General features: G+C 36.3%; 10 protein-coding genes. All 10 read right to left on the bottom strand.

Going from position 1 to position 14548, the window contains the following annotated elements:
* Positions 1–83: 83 nt before the first annotated feature.
* Positions 84–3116: a reprolysin-like metallopeptidase gene (locus DEU39_RS17025; protein WP_120232743.1), complete on the bottom strand. Its 3033-nt coding sequence runs from the start codon at positions 3114–3116 to the stop codon at positions 84–86.
* A gap of 277 nt (positions 3117–3393) precedes the next feature.
* Positions 3394–4059 (bottom strand): DUF6048 family protein, encoded by a 666-nt coding sequence (locus tag DEU39_RS17020; RefSeq protein ID WP_120232742.1) that lies wholly within the window; start codon positions 4057–4059, stop codon positions 3394–3396.
* Positions 4025–4501 (bottom strand): DUF6452 family protein, encoded by a 477-nt coding sequence (locus DEU39_RS17015; RefSeq protein ID WP_120232741.1) that lies wholly within the window; start codon positions 4499–4501, stop codon positions 4025–4027. The genes DEU39_RS17020 and DEU39_RS17015 overlap by 35 nt, the downstream gene beginning before the upstream one ends.
* A 31-nt stretch (positions 4502–4532) precedes the next feature.
* Positions 4533–5945, bottom strand: coding sequence for a 23S rRNA (uracil(1939)-C(5))-methyltransferase RlmD (gene rlmD, locus DEU39_RS17010; protein ID WP_120232740.1), 1413 nt, complete (start codon positions 5943–5945; stop codon positions 4533–4535).
* A 108-nt stretch (positions 5946–6053) separates the two neighbouring features.
* Positions 6054–7595: a TlpA family protein disulfide reductase gene (locus DEU39_RS17005; protein ID WP_062675786.1), complete on the bottom strand. Its 1542-nt coding sequence runs from the start codon at positions 7593–7595 to the stop codon at positions 6054–6056.
* A 308-nt stretch (positions 7596–7903) separates the two neighbouring features.
* Positions 7904–8671, bottom strand: a complete 768-nt coding sequence (locus DEU39_RS17000) for a succinate dehydrogenase/fumarate reductase iron-sulfur subunit (RefSeq protein ID WP_062675785.1) — start codon at positions 8669–8671, stop codon at positions 7904–7906.
* 24 nt (positions 8672–8695) lie between these two features.
* Positions 8696–10708, bottom strand: coding sequence for a fumarate reductase/succinate dehydrogenase flavoprotein subunit (locus tag DEU39_RS16995; RefSeq protein ID WP_120232739.1), 2013 nt, complete (start codon positions 10706–10708; stop codon positions 8696–8698).
* Between the two features lie 15 nt (positions 10709–10723).
* A complete protein-coding gene (locus tag DEU39_RS16990; RefSeq protein ID WP_076594954.1) occupies positions 10724–11386 on the bottom strand; it encodes a succinate dehydrogenase cytochrome b subunit in 663 nt (220 codons plus the stop codon).
* 145 nt (positions 11387–11531) lie between these two features.
* Entirely contained in the window at positions 11532–13304 is a 1773-nt protein-coding gene (locus DEU39_RS16985) for a ComEC/Rec2 family competence protein (protein WP_120232738.1), read from the bottom strand.
* A gap of 141 nt (positions 13305–13445) precedes the next feature.
* Positions 13446–14537: a glycoside hydrolase family 99 protein gene (locus DEU39_RS16980; protein WP_120232737.1), complete on the bottom strand. Its 1092-nt coding sequence runs from the start codon at positions 14535–14537 to the stop codon at positions 13446–13448.
* Positions 14538–14548 lie beyond the last annotated feature (11 nt).

Genomic DNA, 14548 nt, shown 5'->3' with positions numbered 1-14548 from the left:
AAAATAACAAATTCATCACTTATGCTCTAAATAAAGAAATCCCCGGGAGTTCCCGGGGATTTACTAATATTTAAAGGTTATCTTTATTTTTTGATAAATTTAGATTTGAACTGTTCAATTCCTTTATCATCTATTGTAATAATGTAACCACCTTTAACTAAAGCTGAAACATTAACCTTTCCATTATTGATATTTCCTCTATCTACTAATTGTCCGGCAGCACTATAGATCTTATAAGTTGCTTTATCTGAAACCTTAGTAATATTCAGAACATCAGTTGCAGGGTTTGGATAAATCTGAATGCCATTATTTTTAATAGTATTTTCAGAAGTAGCAAGGTTACCCGTAATAACTACGTTATAATCCTCAACCTCACCATCGAAAAGTTCTCCACAAACATAATCTGAAGGTAATGATAAACCAACGTTACCCCCTCCAGTTCCAGCACCTACATAGAATGCTACAACTCTCATTCTTAATGGCTGTCCTTCTACTGCATTCGCTGGAATTGTAACGTTTCCGCTTACTACAGTTGATGGCTGCGTTAATGTTACAGGATAATTCAATACTCTTTCTGAATCACTGAAAACACCATCTTTGTTAAAGTCTATAAATGCAGCTACCGTATCATAATCAGCACTACCGGAGTTCCCTACGGTAACAGACATAGGGTAAACATTCCCTTTTGTTAAGTTAATTTGAAGTGCTGTATTTGTTGTATAGTTTGTATATGTACTATTTACAGAAGTGTTATTTACATTCGCAAGTGTCACATTGGCAATATACTCATAGTCTGAACTTGTTGAAGCAGCTGCGCAGTAAGCAAGTGCAGGTGTACTGAAGTTTACGGATGCAGAATATGTTCCTACTGTAGTACCACAAACTAAAGCTACCTGAACTTCATACGTTGTACCATCAATTAAGTTACTTAAGTTGATTGAAGGAACTGCTGTATCAGCTTCAGTCCATACAGTTGTACCTACTTTTCTGTAACGTACTTTATAAGTTGCGCCTGTATAAGACATCCAAGATACACTTCCTGAAGACACTGTAATGTTACTTACAACAACGTTGGTTGGAGCAGCACTGCTACAAGCAGATAGAGGTGCAATACTTACAGGTCCTACCGCATAGAAAACATTTCCTATTGAAGAAACTCTTACTTTAATTGTCTGACCGTTCAATGAAGAAGGGAAAGTGAAGTTTTCAGATCCGTCATTAGGTGTTGATGCTGATAATACCGTCCAGGTTGTTCCGTTATCTGTAGTGTAATCAATTTTTACATTAGCAACATTATAAGGAGCTGCATTGGTATTGGCAACAATCCATTGAACTGGAGTTGGAGTATTCACATCAGCATATTGGTTAGCTAATCTGAAAGGACCATTATCTCCTACAACAATAGTCTGAACTTTAAAAGCAGATTGCTGTTGAGCTACATTGGAATTATTATCTCTTACCGTTAATGCAAAATTTGTAGTTCTTGCCGTAGTAGACACTGCCTCCCAAGTATTGTTTGCATTATTTAATACTCCGTTCATTACAGACGTAAATTTCGGGAAATATCTTGTTGGGCTTGCGTTTGGAGCAGCAGATCTGAATGAAGCTCCTGATGTTGTGTTTCCTAAGTTATATTTATCAATAGAAACCAAGGCATCATCTACCTCTTCCCAAGAATAAGTCATTGGGTCATTTTCAGGATCTGTAGCACTACCCGTCAAAGCAAAAGCAGTACCTTTTGGTATAGTATATGTTGGCAGATCAGCAATTACCGGTGGGTTATTGGTAATTGTAGTTTCTACGTCACAAGTTTTTGCAATTAAGTTTGCTTGTACCTGACCGATACTTGCTTTATGGAAATAAGGATCAGAGTTTTGCTGAACATCTGTATCAGGACCGGTAATACCAGCATATCCCATAATAGTAGTTCCAGAACCAGGTTCCATATTTACTCCACTTCCTTCAAGATTATGAGAGAAAGTATGATTAGCTCCTAACTGGTGACCCATCTCATGGGCTACATAGTCGATATCAAAGCTATCGCCTGATGGAATTCCATTCGCAGGAGAAGTAAATCCTGAACCTTTTCCTTTAGGAACTGAAGTTGTAGGATTAATACATACACATCCGATACATCCGGCGTTTCCTCCACCTCCAGATTTACCGAATAAGTGTCCGATATCATAGTTGGTATTTCCAACATTGGCTGTCAAAGCTGATTGTAACTGCGCGTTCCACGCTCCCTGTGCTCCGGTTGCAGCTGCAGAATATGGATCAGTAGCAGGATCAATATAAATTACATTAGGAAAGTTCTGTAAATTCAAATGCAATGCAAAGTCTTTCTCAAAAACTCCATTTACTCTGGTTAGAGTATTATTGATAGCAACAAGTGCAGGAGCTCTTTTCTGATCATCCGTAGCAGTAGCAGGTACACCAGCAAGTCCCATAAAGTATTGCGTATATTCACCCGTAACAGACATTGCCAGTCTCATTGTTCTGTATTTCTTATCAGAACTTTTGTTAAAAGTTGTCGGCTGATTAGTGAACGACTGTCCATTTTTTAATAAAGCATCTATTTCCTTCTTAGCAGCAGGAGATTCTTCTGTAGAACACAAGAAACCGTTCTTTTCCTTTTTTGATTTAGGATGAACAGCATATACTGTTTTATCTGCGGCTGTAGGGTCTATAAATTCATATTTATCTCCATGGATGATCATTGACTGAAAATCATTAGGAGCGATACTGAATCTTAAGTATTTGGTAGGGTCATCGACACTAGTTCCAACATAAGATCCTAATTCATACTTGTCTGCCAGTTCTTTTACAACTACTGGAAAACTATATACATTAAACCTTTCAATCTTCCCGCTCATTGTAGGAAGAGAAATTACTACAGGAGTGGAATTTGCTCCCATTTCCTGTGCATTCTTCAGCTGAGATCTTAGTAAGTTCAGGTCCAGTTTATAATACCCGTTACTTCTTACATTAGATTGATCTACTCTAAATCCTGTACTTCTTTTGTTATCGTCTCCTTTTTTAAGAGAGGTGGGTGTCCATTGGCCGAACACTGCTCCTCCTATAAAAGTAAACATTAAAGCAGTAAATACTTTTTTCATAAATTAAAACACAATTATAATTTCCGCCAAATATAGCTATTTTATAAATCACACAAATGAAATAACTTAATATTTTTTAATATTATACACCTAACAAACATATTCATTAAAAAAAATACAAATCAAATAATATGATTAATTTTATATTCTATATATTGTACAATTCAAGGATTATCATTTATAGAAATTATAAGTAACATTCATTAAAAAAAACACAAACTTTAGAACAATCTAAAGTTTGTGTTTTTTATATTTTAAACGCTAAGAGCAGTTATTTCTAGAACTTATAAGCAATATTCCATGCAAATCCCATATTAAACTTTGAGGAACTTTTTCCGAACCCGGGAACTATCATCGGAGAGATGTCATCCTGCTTGGTAGTGTATACCATATATCTTGGCTGAAGATTCACATCTATATAAAAATTAGAGCTGAATAACTGTACTCTACCTCCAATAGTTCCCTCCAGCCAAAAAGAAGACTGCGAGGATGAAGGAAATGCTTCAGAAGAATTACTTCCTCCAAATCCACGAACAGGAATCGCCATATATTCCTGATTATAGAATGATCCTGCCACTTTTCCTCCGGCATAAAATCCGTTGAATTCATTTTCAGCATCTTTTGCCAGCATATAGAACGCACCTAACTTTACGAAAGGTCCGTTTGCCTTAGCATCATAGCCATTTTTCTGATATACGTTTTTCTCAAAACCTGCTTCTGCAATAGCATGAACATTTCCTTTGATCTTGGAGGAAATAAATCCCTGATACAGTTTTCTATCTGAAAAAAATCCGGCTCCGGTATTCAATACATCAAGGCCAACCATAAAATTAGGTTCATATTTTTCCTGAACCTTCTTCTCTGCTTCCTTTTTTTTGTCTTGTGCCCAGCTTATTATTCCAAATAAACTAAAAAGAAAGGTAAAGATTAGTCTTGTCTTCATTTTCTATTTGATTTTGTCCGACCTCCACTTTCTGAACTGGATCCGGAGTTACTAATTCTGAAGTTAAATTCTCGTAATACTTTTTGATTCCGCATCCGGGAGATACATAGGTTGACTTCGTTGTATAATTAATTCTTACTTTAGATTCCTTCCCCTTTTTAGTAAGTTTAAAATAAACGTCTGTATAAGGTGAATTGTCTACCCGTAGAGGAATTAACCTTGAATCAGTCTTTACAGCGACTCCGAGATCTACCTTTCCTGCACCATAATCTACTGCAACATAGAGTGAATCCAGAGTAGTCTCTTTTCCACTATCCTTATCTCTGTAGACCACCTTCAGTCTGGGAGTTCCTTCTCCGCTTTCACAAATATCATCGTCACCCCCACAGGAAACAAGCATTCCTAAAAAGCAGATCGCTATAAGAAATTTAAAGTACTTCATATTAAGATTTGAAATTCAAATTTAAATAAATTTATTTTTTAATCAGTAATGCAATGTTCTCAACATGGTGTGTTTGTGGGAACATATCTACTGGTAAGATCTTTACTAAAATATAATGGTCTTTCATTAAAGCAAGATCTCTTGCCTGTGTAGCAGAGTTACAGCTTACATAAACTACTTTTTCCGGTGAAAGCTTAAGAATCTGCTCTACAACCTTCTGGTGCATCCCGTCTCTTGGTGGATCTGTGATTAATACATCTGCTTTAGGGTGGCTGGCCATGAATTCATCATTGAAAATGTCTTTCATATCTCCACAATAGAACGTTGTATTTGTTAAACCGTTCAATGCTGCATGCTCTATTGCTGCATCTATTGCTTCCTGTACAGATTCTATTCCGATTACCTGTTTTGCATTTCTCGCTACATACTGAGCAATTGTTCCTGTTCCTGTATAAAGGTCATATACTACTTCATCACCTTTTAGGTCTGCAAACTCCAGTGTTTTTCTGTATAATTCTAGCGCTTGTTTGTAATTGGTCTGGAAGAATGATTTCGGTCCAATCTTAAACTTCAGCCCATCCATTTCTTCCATAAGATACCCTTCTCCGAAATATACGTTGATATTTAAATCATAGATAGAGTCATTCTGTTTAGGATTAATGGCATATACCAATGTTTTAATCTGTGGGAATTTTTCTAATAAGAATTCAAAAAGTTTCTCTCTGTTTTCTTTTTCTTCTCTGTAAAGCTGGAAAAGAACCATCCATTCTCCTTTGGAGTTCTGTCTCATCATTAAAGTTCTTAAGAATCCTTCCTGATTTCTCACATCAAAAAAGTCAAGGCCAGTATTAACGCCATATTCTTTTACAGCCAGTCTAATGGCATTGGAAGGATCTTCTTGAAGGAAACACTCCTTCAAATCAAGAATCTTGCTCCACATTCCCGGAATATGAAAACCTAAGGCATCTTTGCTCCCGAAATTTTCTTCGGAGCTTATTTCATATTGAGTAAGCCATCTCGCATTGGAGAAGGAAAACTCCATTTTATTTCTGTAAAAATATTGTTCTTCAGATCCTAGAATCGGAACCGTTTCAAAGTCATCAATTCCTCCGATCCTTTTGATATTATTATAGACTTCTTCCTGTTTAAAATCAAGCTGTTTTTCATAGCTCATATTCTGCCACTTGCATCCTCCGCAAGTACCAAAATGAATACATTTAGGCTCAACTCTGTACGGTGATTTTTCAAGTACTTCAATGGCTTCGCCTTCATAGTATTTAGACTTTGCTTTTTTCACTCTCACATTCACAATATCACCTGGAATTGCGCCTGTTACCATTACCGTTTTACCTTCCTCTGTTTTTCCTATTGCCACGCCTTTTGCTCCGGCTGTCAACAATTTTATATTTTCAAGAGTTAGATCTCTTTTTTTCTTCCTACTCATTCTAAAATTTTCTATTTTCCTAATGGGAACTTTTACGTTCCGGTTTGCAAAAATACAATAAAAAAAACCTTATCCGAAGATAAGGTTTCTATACTGTGTTAAAGTTTATTATTTTGTTGGAGCCGGCTGTGGATTTGCTGGCTGTGGCGCTTGTTGCATTGCAGATGGATCAAGCTGTAATTGTGGCTGCATTTGTGCATTTGGATCTACCTTCGGAGCTGAAAGACCTGTTTGTTTATCCAAAATAGTCACTAGTTCCTGCTCACCAAGGTTTACGAAAGATCTGCTGGCAATTTTACCATCTTTATCGATAATGACAAAGCAAGGTAACTTGAACCCGTATACTCCATATTTCTTAGCGATGTCAGAGTTCAATCCTCCTTCTCCATAAACATTCACTCCCTGAATTCCTTTTAATAAAGAATTGCTTGTCTTAATGAATTGATCTTTTGTATCGTCTACGTTTACAAATACAAAATTCATTTTAGACTTATAAAAGTTTACCACTTCTTTTAATACAGGTACTGTAGCTTCGCTAATGTAAGGATTCCATGAAGCATAGAAGAACAACATATAAGGTTTTCCTTTGTTTTCAGAAAGTTTATATGTTTTTCCGTCTTGTTTTGCTAACGCTGCTTCAGGAGCTGTCTCTCCGATTTTAAGTCCTGTAATAGCTACCTGCATTTTTAAAAGGTCACTTTTAATCGTAGCATCTTTAATATCTGAATCGATGATCTTTTTAATCTTGTCAATATTGGCAGCTGGAGTTGTTGGATGAATATCAGCCTGAGCCATTACAAATGCAAGAAGATAATCTTTTGCAGTTTGAGATAAATCTTTTTTTGTTTTTAAATACTGGGCGAACATCTCAGAAGTTGTAATCCCTGTTTTTCCTTTGCTGTTTGCTTCAGCATATTTCTGGAAATCAGGAGTCATTTTTACAAGAAGATATTGTCTGTAAAGAGGAATAGTTTTTACCATTCCATCTTTGTCTGTTTCCAGCTGAGTTTCGTAATCTTTGAAGGCCTTAGAAGCTTTGAAAGATGGGTTCCCTGACATTGGACCATGAGACATTTCATAGTTGGCAAGCAAGTTAAGAATGGTTACTTTCACATCGTTTTTCTTCCATTCCAAAAGTCCTTTGCTTGGATTATTTTTCTTGGCAAGGTCATCTACATTTTTATTAATATCTGCTTCAATTTTATGCATACCTTTCAAAAATGCAGCTTCGTCACCACCCATTAATACAGGTAAATTAACTTTACCTCCATAGTCTGCCAAGAACTTCATACTTGCCGTAAGGAAGTCATTATTCTTTTTAGCATCTCCGGTAATCACATATTCATTTGGGAAAGTAGCTCCGTTTCCTGAGATATTTACTTTTTGGCCACCTTCAAGATAAATCAGGCTTTGTCTGCCCGCGTAATTGATTACGTACATTCCATCTTTAGGAGCGTCAAAATTCCCTGAAAAGTTTCCGTCTTTATCAAGACCTATATTAATCAAAGGCAGGGTTCCTACTCCTGAAGCTTCTACAAATTCAATTCTTTCTAATGGTGAGCTTCCGGTAATTTTTCCTTTTACTTCTACTTTTTTTGAACAAGACATCACAAAGAATGTGATGATAAACAATAAAAGATATTTTTTCATTTCAATTTTTAATATTACACAAAAATACGCTTTTTAGGGCTTGCTAATTCACACTAATTATTTTTTTTAAAAATTTTATTATTACCATTAAAAAGAGATATTCCAATTATTGGAAATCATCTTTTTGGAGGTAAAAAGTATTTGAAAGTTTTTTCAGAAAACGATTCAATTACCTTCCAAATATATACTTAATAAATAAAGAATAACGAAGATCAGTTAATAAGTTAACAAACTTTAACAGGGTTAACTTTTCCATAAAAAAATCGCCTCCAAAAATGAAGACGATTTTCTATGTATTTGAATCAATTCTATCCTTGATCTACAAGAGCAGCCATGTATTCTCTGTTCATTCTCGCAATGTTTTCAAGAGAAATACCTTTAGGGCATTCTACCTCACATGCTCCGGTATTTGAACAGTTTCCGAATCCTTCTTCGTCCATAGCTTTCACCATGTTCAGAACTCTTCTCTTAGCTTCTACTCTACCTTGTGGAAGTAATGCGTACTGAGAAACTTTTGCTCCAACGAATAACATTGCAGACCCGTTTTTACATGTAGCTACACAAGCTCCACATCCGATACAAGCTGCAGCATCCATTGCTTTATCTGCATCTTCTTTGGGAACAGGGATAGCGTTAGCGTCCAGTGTATTACCGGAAGTGTTCACAGAAATGAATCCTCCTGCTGCCATTACTCTGTCGAATGCGCTTCTGTCTACCATCAAATCTTTGATTACAGGGAAAGCAGCACTTCTCCAAGGTTCAATAACGATCGTCTCACCATCTTTGAACATTCTCATGTGAAGCTGACAAGTTGTAATACCTGTATCAGGTCCGTGAGCTCTACCATTGATGTAAAGAGAACACATACCGCAGATTCCCTCACGACAGTCGTGGTCGAAAGCGATTGGTTCTTTTCCTTCGTTAATTAAATTTTCGTTCAGGATATCTAACATCTCTAAAAATGAAGAGTCTGTAGATACATCTGATATTTTATAGGTCTCAAACTGACCTTTAGTTTTACTATTTTTTTGTCTCCAAATTTTCAGCGTAAGATGTAAGCCTTTTTTTGCACTCATAATGTTATATTTATAGGTTGGAGATTATTTATAACTTCTAGTTTTAACCTCGATGTTCTCGTAGATCAGTTCTTCTTTATGCAACACTTCCGCGTTGATATCGTCTCCCTGATATTCCCAAGCTCCGACGTATTTGTAGTTTACGTCGTCTCTTTCCGCTTCTCCGTCCGGAGTTGAATGGTCTTCACGGAAATGTCCACCACAAGATTCGTTTCTGTGCAGTGCATCGATAGCCATTAATTGTCCAAGTTCAAGGAAGTCTGCTACTCTGAATGCTTTTTCAAGCTCAGTGTTCATTCCTTCTCCTTCTCCCGGAACTTTTACGTTTTTCCAGAAATTGTTTCTTACTTCTTCAATTTCCTTGATCGCTTCTCTTAACCCTTCAGGAGTTCTTCCCATTCCTACTTTATTCCACATAATGTTTCCTAACTGCTTGTGGAAATAGTCAACAGAATGAGTTCCTTTATTGTTTAAGAAGAAATTAATTTTCTCTTTAATTCCTTTTTCAGCCTCGTCAAATGCTGCTGAATTGGTAGGAATAGCTCCTGTTCTGATATCTGCAGAAAGGTAATCTGCAATCGTGTAAGGAAGTACAAAATACCCATCAGCAAGACCCTGCATCAATGCAGAAGCCCCCAGTCTGTTTGCCCCGTGATCTGAGAAGTTAGCCTCACCGATTACGAAACATCCAGGGATCGTAGACTGAAGATTATAATCAACCCAAACACCACCCATTGTATAGTGAACTGCAGGATAGATCTTCATTGGAGTTTTGTAAGGATCATCAGCGGTAATTTTTTCGTACATTACGAATAGGTTACCATACTTCTCCTCAACCCACTTCTTACCAAGATCATAGATCTGCTGATCTGTAGGGTTATGAATATGTTTTTCGATAGCGGCTTCTTTACCTTTTTTCATGATCTCTGTAGAGAAATCAAGGTAAACACCTTCTTTAGTATCATTATTTTCAATTCCGTATCCGGCATCACATCTTTCCTTAGCAGCTCTTGAAGCAACGTCTCTAGGTACAAGGTTACCGAATGCAGGATATCTTCTTTCCAGATAATAATCTCTATCTTCTTCTTTAATATTTTCAGGTCTTAATTTACCTTCTCTGATCGCTACTGAATCTTCAATTTTCTTAGGAACCCAGATTCTTCCTGAGTTTCTTAATGATTCAGACATCAAAGTCAGTTTAGACTGCTGTGTTCCGTGAACAGGAATACAAGTAGGGTGAATCTGTACGTAGCATGGGTTTGCGAAGTAAGCTCCTTTCTTGTGGATTTTCCACGCAGCAGAAACGTTAGATCCCATTGCATTGGTAGAAAGGAAATATACGTTTCCGTATCCTCCTGAAGCAATTACCACTGCGTGAGCAGAGTGTCTTTCAATTTCTCCTGTTACAAGGTTTCTTGCAATAATTCCTCTTGCTTTTCCGTCAACAATAACAAGATCCAACATCTCATGACGGTTGTACATCTTGATTCTTCCTTTACCGATCTGACGGCTCATTGCAGAATAAGCACCTAATAATAACTGCTGTCCGGTTTGTCCTTTTGCGTAGAAAGTTCTTTTTACCTGAACCCCACCAAATGAACGGTTATCCAACTGACCACCGTAATCTCTTCCGAAAGGAACCCCTTGGGAAACGCACTGGTCAATAATATTTGCAGAAACTTCAGCTAATCTGTAAACGTTAGCTTCTCTTGCTCTATAGTCACCACCTTTGATGGTATCGTAGAATAATCTGTAAGTAGAGTCACCATCTCCCTGGTAATTCTTAGCTGCGTTGATCCCTCCCTGAGCTGCAATCGAGTGAGCTCTTCTTGGAGAATCCTGGTAGCAGAATGCTTTTACGTTGTATCCTTGCTCAGCTAATGTAGCTGCAGCAGAACCTCCTGCCAAACCTGTACCTACAACAATAATATCAATCTTATCTCTGTTGTTTGGTGCAACAAGGTTCATATGGTCTTTATGATTTTTCCACTTGTCTTTAAGAGGACCCGCTGGAATTCTTGAATCTAATTTACTCATATTAGTATATTGATATTATTGAGTTATAAAATGGAAAACTGCAACGATGATAAATCCTGCTGGGATAAGGATTGAATACCATGTCCCGAAAGCTTTGATCACCGGTGTATATTTTGGATGTCTGGCACCGATAGACTGGAATGAAGACTGGAATCCGTGAGCTAAGTGTAATCCTAACAAAACAAAAGAGATTACATACAAAGCTACTCTCCAAAGGTCAGCAAACTTTTCATGAAGCTCAGGCCAGAAACGTTCTGCATCAGGAGTCAATCCCTCTACATACTTGTAATTCATTTCGTGTAGCCAGAAATCATATAAGTGAAGCGCCAAGAAAGCTAAAATAACAGCTCCTGAAATAATCATATTTCTGGACATCCATGAAGAATTCACTGATGCATTGTTTGCTGCATACTTTACCGGACGCGCTTTATTATTCTTGATCTCAAGCACAAATCCCATTACAAAATGGAAAATTACTGCAAAACCAAGAATAGGCTGCATTAAGAACTGCACAAAAGGATTATAGCCCATAAAGTCAGATGCTGTATTGAATGCATCCTTGTTTAGAACTGATAACAAATTGGTTGTCAAATGCAGTATAAGAAAAATCAGCAAAAATAGAGCTGATAATGCCATAGCGTATTTTCTACCTATCGTAGAACTCGTTAAACCTGCCATATAAGTTTAAATTTGAATTTCCACAAAATTAAGAAAGTTTAACAATATCGAAAAGTGAGAAATCTCACAAATAGACAGTTTGTAATCTTTCTAAATAAGATTTTCACCCATTATAAATACAGGAAAATGGCTAAATTCAGAACCATCATTTCAGATCATAAATCTTATTCCTGAAAACTACTTTTTGAATGGAGGGTGACAAGGTTTTTATCTCAAAATGATCTACTCTTCTGGAAGCACAATATGGATTGACTATATACTGTAAAATCTTCGTCTTATTTTTCATATCCGAAATCCAGAAACAGACTCGGTCACCATTTTTCACTGAAAAAATTTTGTTTCTGTTAAAATGATGAACCAATATCTCTTCCTTCCGATTTTCAAAAGCTGTGATTCCGTTTCTTATCATGAGAAATAGTATTGCTGCCATCATCAGCCTCATCGTGTTTTTCGCATTGAATTTCAGTATCGCTGCTCTTAGTAAATAGACAAACATTGATACGGATATCACTTCTACCCCATTCATTGGAATATTTTCAAAGAACAGCACATCCACTTCAGCAAACCAATGGATCACCTTCAGTAAAACCTGAATAATCTCATCATACAGACCATTTATAAGTTCAAAATCAATCCCAAAAGAAATAAGAACTGTTATTAAAAAAGAGAAAATAATAATTAATTCAGAAAAAGGAACAATAACAAAATTGGCAAGGATTGATATCAATGAAAACTGATGAAAATAATACAACACCAGAGGTAGAGTTACCAACTGTGCGGATAAAGATATTGTAATTGTGTTAAACAAGAGTTTTTTAATATAATTATCCTGTTTTGGGAAGTATTTCAACAAAGGCTGATTCAGCCAATAAATGCCTAAAACAGCCGAAAAGCTGAGCTGAAAACCTACATCAAAAATCTGTTGCGTATCTCCGATTAGAATAAAAAAAGCAGACAGGGCCAGTGAGTGAAGCAAATCCGTCTTTCGCTGAAGCAAAACAAAAATGAAATAAACACTCAGCATAATGCAAGATCGTAATACTGAATTCCCAAATCCAATAAAAGCGGCGAACAACCAGATAAAAATCAAACTAAAAATAGCAGCATATTTTCTGAATTGTAAAGGAGCAAACCGAATCAGAAAAAAATAGAATATCCCAAAAACAACCACAATATGAGTTCCGGAAATAGCAAGAAAATGAACCAGCCCTGATCTATTGAAATCTCTAACAGTACCCGTGTCAATCTCTGTTCGGTCTGCCAGAATAATACCTTTTAGAAATTCTTTAGTTTTCTCAGAAATTTCTGTTTTATCTATTTTGTTAAGAACCTCAAACCTATACTGCCTAAGCTGATCTGCCCACTTTAAATCATTCCGTTCTGCAGATATAATTTCTTTTGAAAGATAAACCTGGTAATCAATATGTTTTCTTTTCAGATATTGAGCATAATCAAATTGAAAATCATACGATGGAACCTGAGGTTGTGTAATGTAAGCCTCAGCTTTGTAGTAATGAATAAAATCCAGCTCTTTACTCTCTTTTGGAACATAAAAAATTGAATTGAAACATGCATTATCTGACTGTGCAATGCCTTCATATTTTCTATATTTTTCCGAAGAATTTAATTTCTGAGAGATCTTAAATGAAATCGTTTCATGCTTCTTCACCAAATGCTTACCAACTAGTGAAGAAGTGTTATAGAAATGAAGAACAATTCCTGCTCCGAACAGCAGAAGCATCAGGAAAACTGTTTTGGTTTTATGCAGAAGATAAGAATGAAAGCAGATTAAAATCAACAATATTGAGCAGGTCATTCCAACTCCACCAACAATGGTCTCTGGCAATACCATTTTATCCTGAAAAAGAATTCCAAGAATAAAGCATATTGCCAGAATAAGAAGAGGCTGTTTGTTCAAAATCCATTAATTATCCTTTTAAAATAGGCAATGAATGGGAAATTCATGATCTCTTTAAAAACTAAATAAGCGTTCTGTCATCATTAAAAATGTTAACAGAACGCTTAATTTTTTTTCCTAAAAATTAGGATTAAAAGTATATTATCTCTTTTTCAAAAATTTATCCGTCAAACGCTTCGTTTCTTTGATATAAAATAAAGGATCTTTCCCATAATCTTCATATTTGAAATCACCGGCTTTTTTAGGAACAGCAGGCTCTATTTGTGTTCCTTCATGCCATTCGTTGAATGATGTAATGCCAATGAACTCCGGATTTACTTTAATAGCAGCATCAAACATTTTCTCATAATATTTTCCATTGTCTCTGCTTTTGAAGTTCGCTTCATTCCATGGACGAATTCTCGTATCGGAATAACCAGGACCCACACAAGGAATAAAAATAAGATGGTGATCTTTAGCGAAGTTTGCCATAAAATCCCAATTCGAAGTTGTACTTCCGTATACAAATCCTTCGCTGGCAAAATAGGTATAGAAACCATCGAAGCCTGCCGAATCAAAAAATTCAGCATCATCTTTCTCAACCCAAAGTCCGATATAAAGGGCATCTAAATCTGTATTTCTGACTGTTTTTTCTCCATTTGCGGATAGTATTTTCACCCATTCTTCTTTAGGTATTTTATAGCTATCATAGACATAAAACAGAGGTTTCCCTTCTTTTTTATAGAATGCATGATGATTAGAATACGTTTTTACCAGATAAGAAAGCTGCTCTTTTAATTCTGAAGTGTTTTTATAAAATGGCTCAATGTGAAATGCTATTTTTAAATCATACCGATCTGCAATATCCAGATATTTGATAAGGCTTTTATCCGTAAACGAATCTTTTCCCAGCCAACTTACGACAACCACTCCTGCTCCTGAGTCTTTGATCATTTTCATATGCTGCTCGATGGTTTTCGCATCGTTGGAACTGTAATTGCCAAGAGCCGGATAAAAATTAGCTCCGATATCATCTCCTCCTTTATGATGTCCCAGATTGTTCCACTTCGGATTGCTCCAGTGAGGAAGGATCTCATGATTCCAATGCTGATACTCTCCATCTGTTGCAGGATTGGCGTACCAGCCGTAATAAAATATCTGGACTTTATCTCTTACACTGCTCTGCTGGGCAAAACTGTTTGTGAAAAACAAAGTAAAAGTCAGTAACAACAGAAAACGGTTACAATAATTCATAGTTAAAAAGT

Source organism: Chryseobacterium sp. AG363 (assembly GCF_003610675.1).
GTDB classification, from domain to species: Bacteria; Bacteroidota; Bacteroidia; order Flavobacteriales; family Weeksellaceae; genus Chryseobacterium; species Chryseobacterium cucumeris.
Note: the sequence above shows the minus strand (reverse complement) of the source record. Positions and strands in the feature narration are given on the sequence as shown.